Source organism: Moraxella nasibovis (assembly GCF_029581575.1).
Classification (GTDB): domain Bacteria; phylum Pseudomonadota; class Gammaproteobacteria; order Pseudomonadales; family Moraxellaceae; genus Moraxella; species Moraxella nasibovis.
Window position 1 is genome coordinate 1,493,751 of record NZ_CP089975.1, and the last position, 15,503, is coordinate 1,509,253.

Below are 15,503 nucleotides of genomic sequence, written 5' to 3' on the forward strand. Positions count from 1 at the left end.
AAGCAATGAAACAATTTAGCCCAATGACACAAGCATTTTATGATAGCGAGTTTGAATACCCATCATTGCCAGATGATTTAATTGAAATTGATGACGTCCAACACAAGCTATTGCTGGCAAATATCAATAAAGGGTGCCACATTAGAGAGGATTTGACCGCATCGCAACCACGTCCAAACCCTAATTATATCTGGAAAGATGGCGATTGGGTGCTTGGCGTAGATAAAGCTGTTTTGCAGTCCCAAATCTGGGAACAAATCAAAGCTCATCGCCATGCTGTCACCCGTGGCGGGGTCTATGTCAAATCCGTCAAAAAGTGGTTTCATACAGACGACAGCTCTCGCACGCAGTACTTGGCTTTGCAAATCTTGCCAGAATTGCCAGCAGATTTGATGTGGAAAACGATGGACAATAGCTTTGTCAAATTAACCAAGCCACTTTTGACTGAGCTTGCGATGACGATTTTGGCGAATGAACAGGCGGACTTTGCCAATGCTGAACGCCACCGCATGGCAATGTTACAGGTGGATAATCCCTTGGATTATGATTATTCAGACGGCTGGACAGCCATTTATGAACCAACTACCAAATAAGGAGATGGGCTGTGAATCAAGTCTATTTAGCCTGTTATCACGGACGAGCAAGCCGATTAAGCCACCGTATCTGTGATGGCATCACTAAGTTTTTTACCAAAGGCGGGTATTCACATTGTGAAATTGCTATCAGTCTGTCTGATGGTCGCTATCAATGCTACTCAAGCAGTTATCGTGATGGCGGCGTGCGTACCAAGACCATGCGTCTGTCCTCTGATAAGTGGGATTTGCTAGCACTTGATGGCTTGCCAGCCGCCCGCATTGAAGACTACTTTGCCCAGACCAAAGAGGCGGGCTATGACCTCTTTGGGGCGCTTGGTTGTGTGGCGGGATTAAGACAGCACGCTGATCGGTATTTTTGCTCGGAGTGGTGCTTTAATGTGATTTTTGGCAGCAATCAAGGCTGGCGATTTAGCCCCAATCAGCTTGCCCAGATTGCCTGCCATCTGGGTCATATCGGAGAATAACAGTGAATGATTTATACAACTATCTATCGGAGGTGTGGTTACACACCAAGGTCGCCACCATGAGCTTTGTCATGGCGACACTGATGGCGGTATTTCGCACCAAAGCACAGCATGGGCGTGTGGACTTGCTTGAGTCTATCATGTGCGGATTATTCGCCATCGGTATTTGGTCGTTTTTGGATTGGTTTGGTATTCCACAGACGGCAAGTGTCGGCATTGCGTCCGCCATTGGGTATTTTGGCACGCATTGGCTGGCTGACTTTATCAAAAACTATCTGTCCAAAGGAGTTAAAAAATGACTTTTATCAAAGATAATGTCTTTCAATATTTATCCGTAAAACTACCAGCACTCGGGGCATTCATCATGCTGGTACTCATCCCCGCCCTGCAAGTGGCGGTAGATTATCAGATTATCCCCACCGAATATCATGCCTTTATCACAGGTGGGGTAATGCTGGTCTTAACCATGCTGGGGCGTAAGATTTATCAACCAAGCCTACACACCCAAAGCGATGGTACGCCATCAGCCAAAGAAACGGTGAAACAGGCGGTCAAGGCAGTCGCCCACGATGCTGCCTATCGTGAGCTACACCGCCAAATCATCAAAAAACCTAAGCGTAAAAAATAAGGAGATACAATGACCCAACTCACCAAAAACTTCACCCTCTCCGAGCTAACCCGCTCAGCTACCGCCACACGGCTAAGGCTCAACAACACCCCAGACGAACGCACGACAACGAATCTAAGAATCGCCGCTCGTGCCTTGTGGCAACCTGTGCGAGACATCTTGGGCGTGCCAATGGTTGTAAGCAGTGGCTATCGCAGCCCTACGCTCAACCGTGCCATCGGTGGCAGCACCACATCAGCTCACTGTTACGGGCTTGCGATTGACTTTACCGCCCCAGCCTTTGGCAACACTCGTAAAGTCGCCCGCCACCTGGTGGCAGAATTAAAGGAGCGTGGCATTAAGTTTGACCAGCTGATCCTTGAATTTCCAGACAGCCCAAATTCATGGATTCACTTAGGCTACAAGCACCCGAACGGACAACAGCGTGGGCAAGTCTTGACCGCCGTCAAGCGTGGCGGTCGTACGGTGTATTTGAGTGGATTAAGATAAAAAAGCAAAACGCCCAAAGCTGGCAGGCTCTGAGCGTTTTTAATTTAACCCTTTTGATATGGAAAAAGGCTAAATATGAATATTGATGATTATACCAAGATTTTTGCATTTTTGCTAGACAAGGTGGATAAAATGAAGAACTCCCGTTATTGGTCGCTGTGGTTTTTTGGACTATTTACTGTTACCTTGATTTTTGCACCCAATTTTATCCATGCGATTAAATGGTGGTAGGGCTTGACAAGGCATAGGCAATGAGCTAATATAAGCCCAAGGTGTCAGAACCCCAATAACTAGCGGATAACCGCACCCGAAAGCCCAAGCGGTTTTTTATTGCCTAAAATTCCCTTTCATACCGTTCATCAAATTTGATGAACGCTCAAAATATAACCGATGTTGAAATTCCAACATCGAAAACCGAACCGCAAATTAGCGGAACGAAAAGTTATGTTAGGGGGGCGGAGAGATAAGGTGGCTTGCCACACGAATAATCCCAGCCGACTAGTTACGGCTTCTGAACCCCCTAGCACCCTAACAAGGGTAAATTTCAGAAAATTTAACTAGGAGTTCCTTATGAACGCACTTACCATTGCCAATCACTCAATCCGTACATCAGGCGATTTGTATTCACTCAACGACCTGCATAAATCATCTGGCGGAAATGCCAAACATCAGCCAGCCAACTTTATGCGTAACGAACAAACCCAAGAACTTATCCACGCCATTGAAGAAGAAGGCTCTGTCGCTTATCACACCATTCGGGGTGGCAACGCCAAACAACAAGGTACATTTGTCTGCCGTGAGTTGGTCTATGCCTATGCGATGTGGATCTCTGCCAAGTTTCACTTAATGGTCATTCGTGCTTTTGATGCGTTAAATACTGGGGCTATCTCTTGTCTTAGCAATCATCAAGGGCTGTCTGTCTGCCAAGCCGCCACATTACAAAAAGCAGTCAAGGCAAAGTGTCGCTATGACCGCCGTCATTATCAAAGACTGTACAATGCCCTGTATGATGAATTTGGCGTGAAGAGCTACAAGGATATTTTGCCTGAGGACTTTGAGACGGCGATGGATTTTATCCAAGCATTTCGGTTTGATGAACATGAAGAACTGGCACGCTCTGCCGAGCTACTGGCATGGCATACCAAGCACATCTATGACTGGTACAAGCAAATCGAACACCCCTTACGAGCCATCGCTCCACAGCTGTCGGCACAGGTGCATGACCACATCATCTATGCCAATGGCTATGCAGGTCAGGTGGGGCGTAGGCTTGCCATGACTAGATAAGCCCTTCTAGGTAGTCTAGCACCGCCTCATCAATTATCTGCTTATCCTCGTCCGAGATACCCAGTAGCTCACGCACAGGATAGGCGGCACTCGTGCCACGCTTGGCATTGATGCGGGCGGTGAGTCCGTATTGATGCACTTCGGCGACTTGTGCCATGCGTCCGACATAGCCGATGGCAAAGCCTTCACTGCTTTGTTCTATTTTCATGTGGCGGGCTTGCTTGATGGTGTTCATCATCTTTTTACGCACTCGTTGCCCACGGCGTTTACGCTGGGGCTTTTTGGGCGTGTAGGCAGAGCCATCGACATTCTGCTGGGCGGTGATACGCTTTTTTTGGTTGTTGCGTACTTTTTGGGCGAGCGTCTTTTTGAGCTTTAACATTTGCCCATCAGACAGCCCATCAATGATACGCTCTAAATGCTCGGGTAGGTAGGACAGCTCAGCCACGAATATCCACCAACGGCATCTCAAGCATCCATTTTTCTTCTGGCATGCCTGTGGGAAATTCGCCCAGCACCGCATCATTCTTGGCGTCGATGATTTGCACCTTTTGGGTGGGCGTTGGGCGTGTGTAAGTAGGCTCGGCTGGATAGTCAAAGACCGCCTTGCCGTCCGTTTCTTTGACAATAACTCGCTCGGTCAATGGCAAAGTGATGGACAGATCTACTTTGCGATTATCCAAAATATCCGCCACGAATTTTACGCCGTCTTTTGCCTTATCAAGATTTGCCAAAAGCTCGCTTTGGTGGTCTCGTAGCCATGCGTAGAGTGCCACCGCTACCGCTGCCATGTCCTCGGCAAAGTCGGTGATGATGACATTGAGCGTGTAGCGATATTCGAACGACAGCCCATTGGCAAGCGTATTAACCATTCGCCCCTCATCAACAAAGATGAGCAGACGGTCAGGGTTTTTGGCAAGTTCTGGTAGGCTTGCCAAAAGGTGCGAGCGTAGCAGATTAGGCTTTTTCATAGCGACTCCAAGCGTCTTAATTCTGCCAAAAACTTATAATCATAGCCCAGCTTTTGGTAGTCTTTGCCGTTATATAGCATAAAGACCTTATCCCAGTCGCCTTTTTGCAGTGCGTCTAATAGTCCTTTTTTGGTTTTGATGAAGCGCACAAAGGCATCGAGCTGGTGGCTCTCGCTTGTCTGCATTTGCATCACAAAGTCATCGATGGATTCATAGCCCAATGCCTGCCAATTTTCGCCCATGATTTGAAAACAGCCCCAGCTTGCCGAGCTGTGTGCCAAATCTTTATCAATGGTCTTGGCAAAATTGAGCCGTACATATTCAGATAAGCCACCTTTGTAGCCGCCTGTTTTTGGGTTGATGATATTTGGGTGGCGAGCCGTCAGTTCGTCCGCTCTGCTTTTGCCATATTTGGCTTTAACTAGACGGTAAAATACATGGCGTTCAAATAAGATTTTAGGCTTATTTGACCCAATAAAACCACCACCAGCACTCTCCACCTTAGCAAAAGCACGCACCACATTGACAGGCACGCCAAGCTCAGTCGCCGCCGTCTCATAGTCTGCCATAGACAGCAGATGAGTTGACGGCTCGCCCTGTAATGCCTGCCATGTCTTAATACCCACCACGCCATCAACGGCAAGACCTGCCTTACCCTGATAATTTATGACCGCTTTTTCGGTGGCACTGCCAAAGTCGCCATCGATGGCAAGTTTTGCCCCATGTTCATTGAGTTTGGCTTGTAGCTGGGCGACTTTTTCGCCCTTGCTGCCGTATTTAAGAGGTTTCATTGTTTAGCTCCAAAGTTGAATGGTTTGTTTGACGGGGTTGGTTTTGATGAGTGTGGGCAAGATGACCTTTGTGCCGATGGGCAAGATGACATCTGCACGGGCAAGATGCGGATTAACCGCCAGTATCTCTTCCACCACTGACCTGCCATAGTAGCGATAGCTGATGGCATCAATACTGTCATTTTGAATACTATAAACGGTGCGGTTCATATCAGCTCCACCACCGTTTGATTACGCCCCTGCATCTGGGCGATTGCCCACATTTTATTTCGCCGATATTCATCAATCGTTGCCGACAGCTCCGCCGCCTTGTCAGAGCCTTTGTTGGTGCTGTCGTAATTGCGATATTTTTCACACACTTTCGCCCCCACACCGTTGGCGATGGCGGAAAAATACCACACTTCAAAGGCGTTTCTGCCGTCAATGACAGCTGTGGATAAGTCGGTAAGTCTGCCAGCTTTCTTGGTCAATGGGTCAAGCAGTCGCATGACATCCAGCGTCTCTTCTAAGATAATCTGATGCAAGCGAAAATCCGTCACCGAGCCATCAACCCGCACAAAATCACGCACCTCACTTACGCTCACCGATGGGAAAAATTCCCCACCGTCAATCTGTGACAAGGCTGTGGATAACTCGCCATTGGCAATCAAGCTCATCTTTTATCTCCAAAAAATAACTTGCAAAATAAAATTCAATAGGCTAATATAACCACAAGGTCTCAAAAGCCTATTATCAAGCGGTCATCACACCGTCATCGTGATTTTTTTATGCCTATACCATATATGATAAGTTATGGTTAGCGGTGCGATGATATAAGGTAGCTTGCTACACGAATAAATCCGCCTGACTTGATACAGGTTTTGAGCCGCTAACCGCCCTAATTTCCCACTTACCCAATTTGGGTAAGTGAAAAAACAGGGATTATATTCAACCTATCAAAAAGGTATATCAAGATGAAAGCATTAACTTTCCAAAACATCACTCTTTCCCCTGCCAAAGTAGATAATCAAATTTGGCTAACTTCTACTGATATTGCACAAGCCTTAGGCTATTCTCAACCAAATGCGGTTACCAAGCTGTATAATCAAAATGCTGATGAGTTTCGCTCAGATACAACGCAAGTTATAGATAATCCAAAACAGAAAAATTCAACAATCCGCATTTTCTCCCTGCGTGGTTGCCATCTTATCGCTATGTTTGCCCGCACCAAAGTCGCCAAAGAGTTCCGTCAATGGGTGCTAGACATCTTGGATAAAGAAGTGGGCGAGCCTACCATCTGCACCTGTGAGCCACGCCTATCTGACCGCCAAGCCGCCACACTCCATAAAGCCATCAAAGCCAAATGCCGCTATGAACGCCGTCATTATCAACGGCTGTATAACGCCCTGTATGATGAGTTTGATGTCAGAAGCTATAAAGCCATCAACCCTGCCGACTATCAGGCGGCGATGGACTTTGTGCGACGGTTCGAGCTTGACCCCATCGCCAGTCTCAATCTGCCAGCCATCCACAGTATCCTTACCGACCAAATCCGCCAAAACCGTGAAGCCAGAAGCGAGATTGATGGTCTGCTTAGTGGATTTCGCCGAATGCTGGAGCATATCGACGACTTACAAAGCCGCCTGCATGTCAGTGAATGCAATGTCGCTGCTCTACAACGGCAACTGTTAGGCTAGGTTCACTACCCCACAGCTTAAAATCCCACCCCACGCAGCCCGACTGTGTGGGGCGTTGGTGCTACCACCAGCGAACAGCAGTGATGATGTCTGGCAATGCAAAAAACAACAGACCCATCAAAATAACCGACAAGATTGCCAAAAATCGCCAAGTTTGCATTTTTATTACCTTATCTAGTAAAAAATTAAGAAGTTTGATATAATCTTCCACAAGATTTAATCCTTCTGCATTAAGGTTAAATTTAGAAAAAGTCCAGACCGCCACAGTTTGGGCTTTTTTGTTAATTTTATTAAAAACACGGGAACGGCTGACGGCATGGTTGCAAGATAAATCAGCAATCAAGACATCAGCAGACCCGTGTTGGCGCGAGGCACGCTTTTAAGCGGCGGCAAGTTTTTTGGCGGACGCCAAATCTGCTTTACCACCGCATTTGTCATGTAGGGCTAATGCCATAGACAAGGCATCCACCGCCAAATCCGCCCCTTGACCTGTCTGCTTGGCACACGCCAGATAATGCCGACCGATGGCAAGATACAGCTTGGCACGCACTTCATCCGGCATATCACGAGCGGTGGCAGCTAGGCTTTCATCACCCAACAAATCATGCAAGGCGTGCAATGCGTCCGTGTCAATCGGCTCGTTTTGCTTTTGGCGTTTTAGCTCATTTTCGGCAAGCTCTTCGGTCAAGATACACGCCACCGTGCGTTTGAACGCATCGGGCATCACCAAAGAATGCACCAAAGCATAGCGACCGATCTGCAAGGCTTTGGCGTACTGGCGCAAATCCAAGCACCACACCAGCATCGTCATCACAACTTCATCTTGTACGCCAGCGTTGGCGGACAGCACGCCGTCCACATAGGGCAGATGATGTTCAATAAGTTTGGCTTTTAGCTCGTTTTTAAGCTCCAAGCCTTGCAGCTGTTTTAGCCTATGCCTGTCATTGGCAAGCTGTGCCAGCTGTAACTCGTACGAGCTGGCATTTTGCATAGAGCCGTATTCTGCCGCACGCTCAGCATCGGCTTTGGCTTGGTGCTGTAGAAAATGTCGTCTAGCAAGGTTCATAACGCCCCCTTATGCCACGATTTCGATGTTTTCCGCCATCGCACACAAGCCCAAATCTTCAATAAAGTAGCCTTCGTTGGAGCTTTCGTAGTTTTCGATTTGATCTCGCTTGGCGTTGTCAACGATGGTGCGACGGCGTGCGCCTTCTTGGACATAGATGGACAGATTGTCAAAAGTTGTGACCAAAATCGTCCCTTCTGGGAAAAACGGCACGGCATACACAGGCAGATTGCCCATGCGTTTTTGTGCGATGATGGTGTCAGCAGCCAGGCTTTCGGTATTTTGCTGGTCTTTATTGACCAGTGGGAAATACTTATCAGCGACCATTTTACGACTGGTAATCACCACCAAATCAGGATTATTCTGGTGCCACGGCTCAATCATCTCATCGACTAAGTTCATCACTAGTGCGTCTAGGTTGTGGTAGTCGCATTCATCGGTTTTGCCGATTTTGATTTTTTGGTCGTCTTTACCTGCTTTGAGCGTGCGAGATTCATTCTCGGTGCGTTGGTGCTGTAACCAGCCAATATTGACATCTTGCAAAAGTTGATTGGTATTAAAATCAGTCTCTTTGGCGACTTTAACGCCATTAAAGCCGATCATGATGCGATCTAGGGCCTGGCGCTTGACAATGACATCACGGAACTTGGCATAAAAATCTGGGAATTTCGCCCATTGATCCAGCTTAGCGTAAGCAATCGCCGTGTCAAAATTGGTCTTGGCGCATTCGTACTGGCGAGAATCCAGCATGGTCGGATCAATCGGCTGGCGGTCTTTTGCCTGCGTGTCAGTACGGCTGGCAATCGGACGGCTCACGCCAAGACCAATGCCCTGACCTTTCATTTCACGCACCAAATAGGTGTTAATTTTGCTCAAAAATTCGCTAGATTCTTGAATTTTGGTCTCCAAGGTCTGCTGTACGGACGGCTCAACGGTGAATTTTTCGTGGACCGAAGTAACTTGGTTAATGGCGGCAAGACTTGCCATTGCTTGATTAAATAATGCTCGTGTTTCGTTACGCATTTTTTTGCTCCTTAGCAATCAATCGCATGATGAATATGGGTATGGCTCACCGCCAGCGGTCTGTCAGGGATGGCGGCGATGCTGTCAATCTGGGTGCTTAGCGTCTGCACTTGTTGTTTTAGCTCACGGATCTCGTCAGACTTGGCGTCCAGCTGTTCTTTGAATTGCTGACACAATTCATCAAAGCACTTGGTCAGATCAACGATTTCAACTTCGTCTTCCGTCTCTTCTTGACCTTCTAAGTCGTCTTGTTCGTCCGAGCTGTCTTTGGCGTCTTTGTCGGTGAAAAACTGAGCGATGCGCTCTACGATACTATCCGCCAGCGACTTAGGCTCACTAAAATCAAAGTCCGTCAATACCGCTGCTGTGAACAGATTACCCTCTGACTGTTTGCGGTCAGCAAGGGGATTTTGTTTAGCATTAGCACAAAAGGTCAGCATCTCAGTACCAAGGCTTGCTGGGCTGTCTGTTACTGCCAAGCCCACCAAATACGCCTTGCCAGTCTTAGCAAAGTTAGTATCAATCTCCACCGAGGTGTAGATTTTTTGATTTTTAGCATTGAGTGCTTTTAGTTTGTCATTAGGCTTAATTTGGGCAAACAACGCCAAACGCTCTTCACCATCAACCATCACCGCGTCAGATTTGAGTGCCAGTACATCACCGTACGCACCAAACTCACTGTCAGGATACCAACCACGCACATGCTCTACATTGATGCGTGCGCCATAGATGGCTGGGTCATAAGTTGCCGCCATCTGCTCAATCCACTCAGGCTGAATCTCTCTGCCGTCGGTGGTTTGCCCTGCCGTAGCAATGCGAAACCATTTCATACTCATAGGAAATCTCCAAAATTCATAGACAGCAAAAGACTAACCCACCACCACCGATAAAACAAACCACCAATGTTGTAAACCTGCCATCTACAACAGCCCACACGCCACACATCGCATGATGATGGTTAAGATAAGGCAAATTTGACGACAACCGCCTTATGAGTAATTTAACCGACATTGCCAGCCTTGAATTGGTGCTAGATAACCGCCTCAAAGCCAAATTTTTATGTTGGCTGGGCTGGCGTAATGCCGACATCGCAGAAGCTCTGGGCGAAAATGAAAACACCATTGCCAGCTGGAAGTCCCGTGACAAATGGGAGCAGATACACGGCGAAAATCGTGTAGAACAAGCCCTGCAAGTACGCCTCATGACCCTTGTCATGAAAGAAAAGAAAAACTCTGGCGACTATAAAGAAATCAGCGAATTGTTCAAAAACTACAAAGAATTTGTGCGACTAGAACGCTACCGAGACGGTGGCAACGAAGCCGACCTAAACCCCAAAGTATCAGAACGAGGCAAAGCCAAAAAACGCAAAGCCAATACTTTTGATGATGAAGCGGTGGAAAAGCTGGTACTTGCCTTTGAAGAGTCGTTATTTGATTACCAGCGCACTTGGTATCAAGCTGGTGATGAGCGAACGCGTGTGATTTTAAAATCACGCCAGATTGGGGCGACTTGGTATTTTGCTCGTGAGGCATTAGTAGACGCTGTTACCACAGGACGCAATCAAATCTTTTTGTCAGCATCAAAAGCCCAAGCCCATATTTTCAAAGAATACATCAAGCAGTTCGCCCATTCTGCCTGTGGCGTGGAGCTATCAGGCGACCCGATTGTGCTGTCGAATGGGGCAAATTTGACTTTTTTAGGCACGAATGCCCGAACCGCACAGGGTCATCACGGCAATTTTTACTTTGATGAATTTTTTTGGGTTTATGGTTTTGACGAGCTAAACAAAGTCGCCTCAGGTATGGCCATGCACAAAAAATGGCGTAAAACCTACTTTTCCACGCCGTCCACTATGGCACACGAAGCCTATACTTTTTGGACTGGATCACGATTTAACAAGGGCAAGCCCAAAGACAAGCACCTTAATATTGATGTATCGCACAAAGCACTCAAAGACGGCAAACGCTGTGATGACAAACTCTGGCGGCAAGTAGTAACGATTATGGACGCACAAGCTGGTGGCTGTGATTTGTTTGATATTGACGAGCTTAGATTTGAATATTCAGCGGCAGACTTTGCCAATCTTTTGATGTGCGAATTTGTCGATGACGGCGAGTCAGTATTTCCACTTAATATGCTCCAGCCGTGTATGGTGGACTCTTGGGAAGTGTGGCGTGAAGATTATCGCCCCTTACACAGCCGCCCTTTTGGCAATAAACCTGTGTGGGTGGGCTATGACCCTGCTGAGACTGGTGACAGTGCAGGTCTTGTCGTGGTTGCTCCGCCTGCGGTGGCAAATGGTAAATTCCGTGTGCTAGAACGACAGCAGTTTAAGGGTATGGACTTTGCCGCACAGGCGAACATCATCAAAGGCATTACCCAAAGGTACAATGTTACCTACATCGGTATTGACACCACAGGCATGGGAACGGGCGTGGCACAATTAGTCAAATCATTCTTTCCTGCTCTGACGACTTTTCACTATTCGCCAGAAGTCAAAACCCAATTGGTTCTAAAAGCGTGGGATGTGGTCAAAAATGGACGGCTGGAATTTGACGCAGGACATACCGACATCGCCCACAGCCTAATGAGCATCAAAAAGACGCTCACCGCAAGTCAAAAACAGATGACCTTTGTCGCTAGTCGCAATGATGACATCGGTCATGCTGACCTAGCGTGGGCGTTAATGCACGCCCTACACCATGAGCCACTGGCAGGACAAACCGAACAGACGACAAGTTTTATGGAGTTTTCTTAATGAATATCGACTTACATCAAGGCGACTGCTTGGATATTTTAAAACAAATTCCAGATGGCTCGGTGGATATGGTGCTGACCGATCCACCGTATGGCATCAATTATCAGTCGTCGCGCAGATACAAGGTCAAGAAATTTGACAAGATCTTAAATGATGAAACGCCATTTACTCAATTTATCGCACATTTACCACGATTATTAAGCAAAGACGGCTGTGGCATGATTTTCACAAGATGGGATAAACAACAAATATTTATTGATGAGTTAAAAGCCCACGGCATCAATCCCAAAAACATCATCATTTGGGATAAGGTCGCACATGGCATGGGAGACCTAAAAAGAGCCTTTGGCTCAAGATATGAAAGCATTATTTTTTATTGCAATCATGGATTTATGTTTAATGGCAAACGCCCAACCGATATTGTGCGTTTTAATCGCATAGGGGGGAGTTTAATACACCCAAATCAAAAACCGATTGAATTGTTGCAATACTTAATAGAAAAATGCACCAGACCAAACTCAACCATTCTAGACTGCTTTATGGGTAGCGGCTCAACAGGCGTCGCTTGTGTTAATACTGGGCGAAATTTTATTGGCATTGAATTAGATGAACATTATTTTTCGGTCGCCAAAAATCGCATTAACAATCAACTTAACGAACAGGAAACATCATGACAAACCAACCCGTCGCTTTTACCTTTGGCGAGCCTGTCGCCATGCACGACCGAGAAATTTTTGACTATGTAGAATGCTGGCACAACGGTCGCTGGTACGAACCGCCTGTGAATTTACACGGTTTGTCCAAAGCCTACAAATCCACACCGTATTTATCCAGCGGTATTATTTTTAAACGCAATTTTCTTGCCAATTTATTCATCCCACACGCCAAACTTGGCCGCAAAGCCTTTGAGCAGATTGCCCTAGACTTCATCTGGTGTGGCAATGCCTATCTTGAAGAAATCCGCAGTGTGCGTGGCGGTGTGTTACGCTACCAGCCAAGCCTCGCCAAATACACCAGAGCAGGCAAAAATGGACAATTTTTCATGCTTTATGATGATGAATTGGGCTATCAAGAGCATAAATTTAGTAGCCGAATTTGCCACATCAAAGAATGCGACATTAACCAAGAAATCTATGGCTCGCCTGAATATTATGCCGCCTTGCAGTCAGCGTGGCTCAACGAATCAGCGACGCTATTTCGCCGCAAATACTACAATAACGGCTCGCACGCAGGCTTTATCTTGTATGTCAATGACCCTGCCAACGACCCCAATGACATTGACGCACTCCGCCAAGCATTAAAAGACAGCAAAGGACCGGGCAATTTTCGCAATTTGTTCTTTTACAGCCCGAATGGCAAAAAAGACGGCATTCAAATTATCCCTGTATCTGAAATCGCCGCCAAAGATGATTTTGGCACAATCAAAAACATCAGCCGAGATGATGTACTATCCGCACTGCGTATCCCACCACAACTGTTAGGCATCGTGCCAACCAACGCCGGCGGTTTTGGATCAATCCGCGATGCATCTGAGATGTTTTGGCGAAATGAAATTTTGCCACTACAAGCTCGGCTAGAAATCATCAATGAATGGGCTGGGGATGAGATTGTGAGGTTTAGGGATTATAAGGTGTCTGGCAACGAAGAATAAACCAAAAACCCAAGTCAAAACTTGGGTTTTATTGTATAATTTAACACCAAATTTACACCATTTGATATTTATTTTATAAAAAAATATTTAATTTCAATAACTTATATTAAATAGTGGAAATATCTATCATCGGTGCGACACTAATTCTCTTAGTATTTGATTTTAAAGCATTTTGTAGGGGAAGCATTGATTTATAAGCCTTGTAAGGAATTAGGATTATGGATTATTTTTGTGTATTTTAGCGTAATTTTGCGACTTTTTGGGGAATTTTATGTCAGACAAACCAGCTTTTGGCACTGATTTAAAAACACCTTAAAAAAACAAAGGCTCGACAACCATCGAGCCTTTGATGTGGTGAGTATGTGATTATTTTTTGACAGACCAGTGGCGTGCTTGCCACAGATCGAGCGGGTCTGTATTGGAAAAGCCTTGAACATGTGGCTTAACCAGTCGCACATTGGCATAGTACAAGACATCAATCTGCGTACTGTCATTTTCCATGATTTTTTCAGCCTGATTGTACAAATTGACACGACCTTGGGCATCAAGCGATGGATCCAGCGTCTTTAACATCAGCTGATCAAAGGCAGGATTGACATAGCGTGTCCAGTTGTTTGAGTTGTTGGATTTGCGCAGATTTAGGAAGGTGGATGCCTCATTATAATCACCACACCATCTTGCACGCACCATCTGATAATTACCCGCACGGCGAGAGTCAAGATAAGTCTTCCATTCTTGATTGGTCAGGCTGATGTCCACCACGCCCAGCGCTTCGCTCCAAAGACCTGTGGCAGCGACAGCGATTTTTTTGTGCTGCTCATTGGTGTCATACAAAAGCTCAAATTTTAGCGGATTTTGCGCACTATACCCCGCCTCAGCCAAGAGTTTTTTGGCTTCCTCAATGCGCTTTGCCTTATCCCACGCTTTCCACTCAGGGGTGTTGCTCACGCCACCTGCGATAGAAATCGGTGTGAATTGATAAGCAGGAATTTGACCTTGACCCAAGACCTTCTCTGTGATGATCTCACGATCCAGCGCCAATGCCAACGCACGGCGGACTTTTGGATCATCAAACGGTGCTTTGGTGTGATTTAGGTCATAATAATAAGTGCATAGGGTCGGTGCGGTTTTAAGTTCATCGCCCAAAGATTGTTTGAGCGCCTCAAACTGCTCTGGCGGCAGCTCGCTGGCGGTGATGTCCACCTCGCCTGCTTGATAGCGCTGTACATCGGTGGTTGCTGATGTGATTGGCAGCACGACAAGCTTGTCAAGCTTGGTGTTAGCATCGTCATAAAAAGCTGGGTTTCTTTCTAGGACGATTTTTTCATTGACAATCCATTCGACAGGCTTATAAGCGCCATTGACGACGATGTTCTTTGGGTCGGTCCATTTTTCACCGAAAGCCTCAACCGTCTTTTGATGTACAGGCACGACGGTGCTATGAATCATCATGTCAGGCAAATATGGCACAGCCTCTGACAGCGTGATTTGTAGCGTGTGGTCGTCCAGTGCCTCGATGCCAAGCGTGCTTGGGTCTTTTTTGGCATTGATGACATCCTCAGCATTTAAGAGCTTGGCATCTTCTAGGTAGCTGGCATAAGGTGAGCCAAGCTTGGGATCGACCAAACGGCGAAAGCTGTACACAAAGTCATGCGCCGTCACCGGATCGCCATTGCTCCACTTAGCATCGCTACGCAGCTTGAAAGTCCACACTTTATTATCAGGCGTACTCCACTCGGTCGCCATCGCAGGGACGGTCTTGCCGTCTGCGTCGGTCTGCACCAAGCCCATGCTAAACTGACGAATGATGTTCGACTCCTGCACGCCTTGGGCAAGCTGTGGGTCGAGCGTCTCGGGTTCGCTGGCGTTATTGATGGTAATGACCTGCTCGGCAGCACTGCCATCTGCGGCAGCGGCAGGTGCGGCGGCATCAGTGGCAGGCTTATTGTCATTGCCACAGGCGCTAAGACCAAGTGCGGCGATGAGTGCGAGTGCAAGTTTGTGTTTTGGTAAAATGTGGGTCATGGCAGATTCCTTGCAAGCTTGAATGAATGGTGTTAATAAATCGTCCAATTCAATCTGGACTCTGCTATGCTACACCAA

The 15,503-nt window shown here is 46.9% G+C and carries 19 protein-coding genes and 1 pseudogene; 11 read left to right on the plus strand and 9 right to left on the minus strand.

Annotated features, from left to right (window positions below; genetic code table 11):
• Positions 1 to 5 precede the first annotated feature (5 nt).
• The 7 genes and pseudogenes from LU290_RS07160 to LU290_RS07190 all read left to right on the plus strand — a co-directional run bounded on the left by LU290_RS07160 (position 6) and on the right by LU290_RS07190 (position 3,464).
• The gene (locus LU290_RS07160) at positions 6 to 593 is read left to right on the plus strand and encodes a DUF4376 domain-containing protein (protein WP_277807923.1); all 588 of its coding nucleotides are present in this window, start codon (positions 6 to 8) and stop codon (positions 591 to 593) included.
• 11 nt (positions 594 to 604) lie between these two features.
• Positions 605 to 1,060, plus strand: coding sequence for an enoyl-CoA hydratase (locus LU290_RS07165; RefSeq protein ID WP_277807924.1), 456 nt, complete (start codon positions 605 to 607; stop codon positions 1,058 to 1,060).
• 2 nt (positions 1,061 to 1,062) lie between these two features.
• On the plus strand, positions 1,063 to 1,359 hold the full coding sequence (locus LU290_RS07170) for a phage holin family protein (protein ID WP_277807925.1): 297 nt from the start codon (positions 1,063 to 1,065) through the stop codon (positions 1,357 to 1,359).
• A pseudogene (locus LU290_RS10645) lies at positions 1,356 to 1,562 on the plus strand (TIGR02594 family protein); the annotation flags it as partial. The gene LU290_RS07170 and the pseudogene LU290_RS10645, both read left to right, overlap by 4 nt.
• Before the next feature lie 135 nt (positions 1,563 to 1,697).
• On the plus strand, positions 1,698 to 2,177 hold the full coding sequence (locus tag LU290_RS07180) for a D-Ala-D-Ala carboxypeptidase family metallohydrolase (RefSeq protein WP_277807927.1): 480 nt from the start codon (positions 1,698 to 1,700) through the stop codon (positions 2,175 to 2,177).
• 75 nt (positions 2,178 to 2,252) lie between these two features.
• Positions 2,253 to 2,408, plus strand: a complete 156-nt coding sequence (locus LU290_RS07185) for a hypothetical protein (protein WP_155400189.1) — start codon at positions 2,253 to 2,255, stop codon at positions 2,406 to 2,408.
• A 339-nt stretch (positions 2,409 to 2,747) separates the two neighbouring features.
• Entirely contained in the window at positions 2,748 to 3,464 is a 717-nt protein-coding gene (locus LU290_RS07190) for a KilA-N domain-containing protein (RefSeq protein ID WP_277807928.1), read from the plus strand.
• Here LU290_RS07190 and LU290_RS07195 read toward each other — a convergent pair.
• Genes LU290_RS07195 through LU290_RS07215 form a run of 5 tightly spaced genes read right to left on the minus strand, consistent with a single transcriptional unit; the run spans position 3,457 to position 5,882 of the window.
• Complete coding sequence (locus LU290_RS07195; RefSeq protein WP_277807929.1) at positions 3,457 to 3,912, minus strand: phage virion morphogenesis protein; 456 nt, start codon at positions 3,910 to 3,912, stop codon at positions 3,457 to 3,459. The two genes, LU290_RS07190 and LU290_RS07195, sit on opposite strands and share 8 nt — an antisense overlap.
• Complete coding sequence (locus tag LU290_RS07200) at positions 3,905 to 4,435, minus strand: phage tail protein (RefSeq protein ID WP_277807930.1); 531 nt, start codon at positions 4,433 to 4,435, stop codon at positions 3,905 to 3,907. The genes LU290_RS07195 and LU290_RS07200 overlap by 8 nt, the downstream gene beginning before the upstream one ends.
• Positions 4,432 to 5,226: an N-acetylmuramidase domain-containing protein gene (locus tag LU290_RS07205; RefSeq protein WP_277807931.1), complete on the minus strand. Its 795-nt coding sequence runs from the start codon at positions 5,224 to 5,226 to the stop codon at positions 4,432 to 4,434. The genes LU290_RS07200 and LU290_RS07205 overlap by 4 nt, the downstream gene beginning before the upstream one ends.
• Before the next feature lie 3 nt (positions 5,227 to 5,229).
• Positions 5,230 to 5,436, minus strand: coding sequence for a tail protein X (locus LU290_RS07210; RefSeq protein ID WP_277807932.1), 207 nt, complete (start codon positions 5,434 to 5,436; stop codon positions 5,230 to 5,232).
• Complete coding sequence (locus LU290_RS07215) at positions 5,433 to 5,882, minus strand: head completion/stabilization protein (RefSeq protein ID WP_277807933.1); 450 nt, start codon at positions 5,880 to 5,882, stop codon at positions 5,433 to 5,435. The genes LU290_RS07210 and LU290_RS07215 overlap by 4 nt, the downstream gene beginning before the upstream one ends.
• Before the next feature lie 297 nt (positions 5,883 to 6,179).
• Here LU290_RS07215 and LU290_RS07220 point away from each other — a divergent pair, with 297 nt between their 5' ends.
• Positions 6,180 to 6,902 (plus strand): BRO-N domain-containing protein, encoded by a 723-nt coding sequence (locus tag LU290_RS07220; RefSeq protein ID WP_277807934.1) that lies wholly within the window; start codon positions 6,180 to 6,182, stop codon positions 6,900 to 6,902.
• A gap of 379 nt (positions 6,903 to 7,281) precedes the next feature.
• Here LU290_RS07220 and gpM read toward each other — a convergent pair whose 3' ends face one another.
• Genes gpM through LU290_RS07235 form a run of 3 tightly spaced genes read right to left on the minus strand, consistent with a single transcriptional unit; the run spans position 7,282 to position 9,827 of the window.
• Positions 7,282 to 7,968 carry a phage terminase small subunit gene (gene gpM / locus LU290_RS07225; protein ID WP_277807935.1) on the minus strand — a complete coding sequence of 229 codons (687 nt, stop codon included), beginning with the start codon at positions 7,966 to 7,968 and terminating at the stop codon, positions 7,282 to 7,284.
• A gap of 9 nt (positions 7,969 to 7,977) precedes the next feature.
• Positions 7,978 to 8,991 (minus strand): phage major capsid protein, P2 family, encoded by a 1,014-nt coding sequence (locus LU290_RS07230; RefSeq protein ID WP_277807936.1) that lies wholly within the window; start codon positions 8,989 to 8,991, stop codon positions 7,978 to 7,980.
• Positions 8,992 to 9,002: 11 nt separating this feature from the next.
• Positions 9,003 to 9,827 (minus strand): GPO family capsid scaffolding protein, encoded by an 825-nt coding sequence (locus LU290_RS07235; RefSeq protein ID WP_277807937.1) that lies wholly within the window; start codon positions 9,825 to 9,827, stop codon positions 9,003 to 9,005.
• Between the two features lie 155 nt (positions 9,828 to 9,982).
• On the opposite strand from LU290_RS07235, the gene LU290_RS07240 reads away from it, so the two are divergent.
• The 3 genes from LU290_RS07240 to LU290_RS07250 are packed head-to-tail and all read left to right on the plus strand — an operon-like array spanning position 9,983 to position 13,400.
• Entirely contained in the window at positions 9,983 to 11,749 is a 1,767-nt protein-coding gene (locus LU290_RS07240) for a terminase large subunit domain-containing protein (protein ID WP_277807938.1), read from the plus strand.
• Entirely contained in the window at positions 11,749 to 12,423 is a 675-nt protein-coding gene (locus LU290_RS07245) for a DNA-methyltransferase (protein ID WP_277807939.1), read from the plus strand. The genes LU290_RS07240 and LU290_RS07245 overlap by 1 nt, the downstream gene beginning before the upstream one ends.
• Positions 12,420 to 13,400: a phage portal protein gene (locus LU290_RS07250; protein WP_277807940.1), complete on the plus strand. Its 981-nt coding sequence runs from the start codon at positions 12,420 to 12,422 to the stop codon at positions 13,398 to 13,400. The genes LU290_RS07245 and LU290_RS07250 overlap by 4 nt, the downstream gene beginning before the upstream one ends.
• Before the next feature lie 366 nt (positions 13,401 to 13,766).
• On the opposite strand, the gene LU290_RS07255 is transcribed toward LU290_RS07250, so the two are convergent.
• A complete protein-coding gene (locus tag LU290_RS07255) occupies positions 13,767 to 15,425 on the minus strand; it encodes an ABC transporter substrate-binding protein (RefSeq protein ID WP_277807941.1) in 1,659 nt (552 codons plus the stop codon).
• Between the last annotated feature and the right edge of the window lie 78 nt (positions 15,426 to 15,503).

Coding starts and splice junctions, on each gene's coding strand:
- LU290_RS07160 (WP_277807923.1), top strand. CDS start 6: ATGAAACAATTTAGCCCAATGACACAAGCATTTTATGATAGCGAGTTT.
- LU290_RS07180 (WP_277807927.1), top strand. CDS start 1,698: ATGACCCAACTCACCAAAAACTTCACCCTCTCCGAGCTAACCCGCTCA.
- LU290_RS07185 (WP_155400189.1), top strand. CDS start 2,253: ATGAATATTGATGATTATACCAAGATTTTTGCATTTTTGCTAGACAAG.
- LU290_RS07190 (WP_277807928.1), top strand. CDS start 2,748: ATGAACGCACTTACCATTGCCAATCACTCAATCCGTACATCAGGCGAT.
- LU290_RS07200 (WP_277807930.1), bottom strand. CDS start 4,435: ATGAAAAAGCCTAATCTGCTACGCTCGCACCTTTTGGCAAGCCTACCA.
- LU290_RS07205 (WP_277807931.1), bottom strand. CDS start 5,226: ATGAAACCTCTTAAATACGGCAGCAAGGGCGAAAAAGTCGCCCAGCTA.
- LU290_RS07210 (WP_277807932.1), bottom strand. CDS start 5,436: ATGAACCGCACCGTTTATAGTATTCAAAATGACAGTATTGATGCCATC.
- LU290_RS07215 (WP_277807933.1), bottom strand. CDS start 5,882: ATGAGCTTGATTGCCAATGGCGAGTTATCCACAGCCTTGTCACAGATT.
- LU290_RS07220 (WP_277807934.1), top strand. CDS start 6,180: ATGAAAGCATTAACTTTCCAAAACATCACTCTTTCCCCTGCCAAAGTA.
- gpM (WP_277807935.1), bottom strand. CDS start 7,968: ATGAACCTTGCTAGACGACATTTTCTACAGCACCAAGCCAAAGCCGAT.
- LU290_RS07230 (WP_277807936.1), bottom strand. CDS start 8,991: ATGCGTAACGAAACACGAGCATTATTTAATCAAGCAATGGCAAGTCTT.
- LU290_RS07235 (WP_277807937.1), bottom strand. CDS start 9,827: ATGAGTATGAAATGGTTTCGCATTGCTACGGCAGGGCAAACCACCGAC.
- LU290_RS07240 (WP_277807938.1), top strand. CDS start 9,983: ATGAGTAATTTAACCGACATTGCCAGCCTTGAATTGGTGCTAGATAAC.
- LU290_RS07245 (WP_277807939.1), top strand. CDS start 11,749: ATGAATATCGACTTACATCAAGGCGACTGCTTGGATATTTTAAAACAA.
- LU290_RS07250 (WP_277807940.1), top strand. CDS start 12,420: ATGACAAACCAACCCGTCGCTTTTACCTTTGGCGAGCCTGTCGCCATG.
- LU290_RS07255 (WP_277807941.1), bottom strand. CDS start 15,425: ATGACCCACATTTTACCAAAACACAAACTTGCACTCGCACTCATCGCC.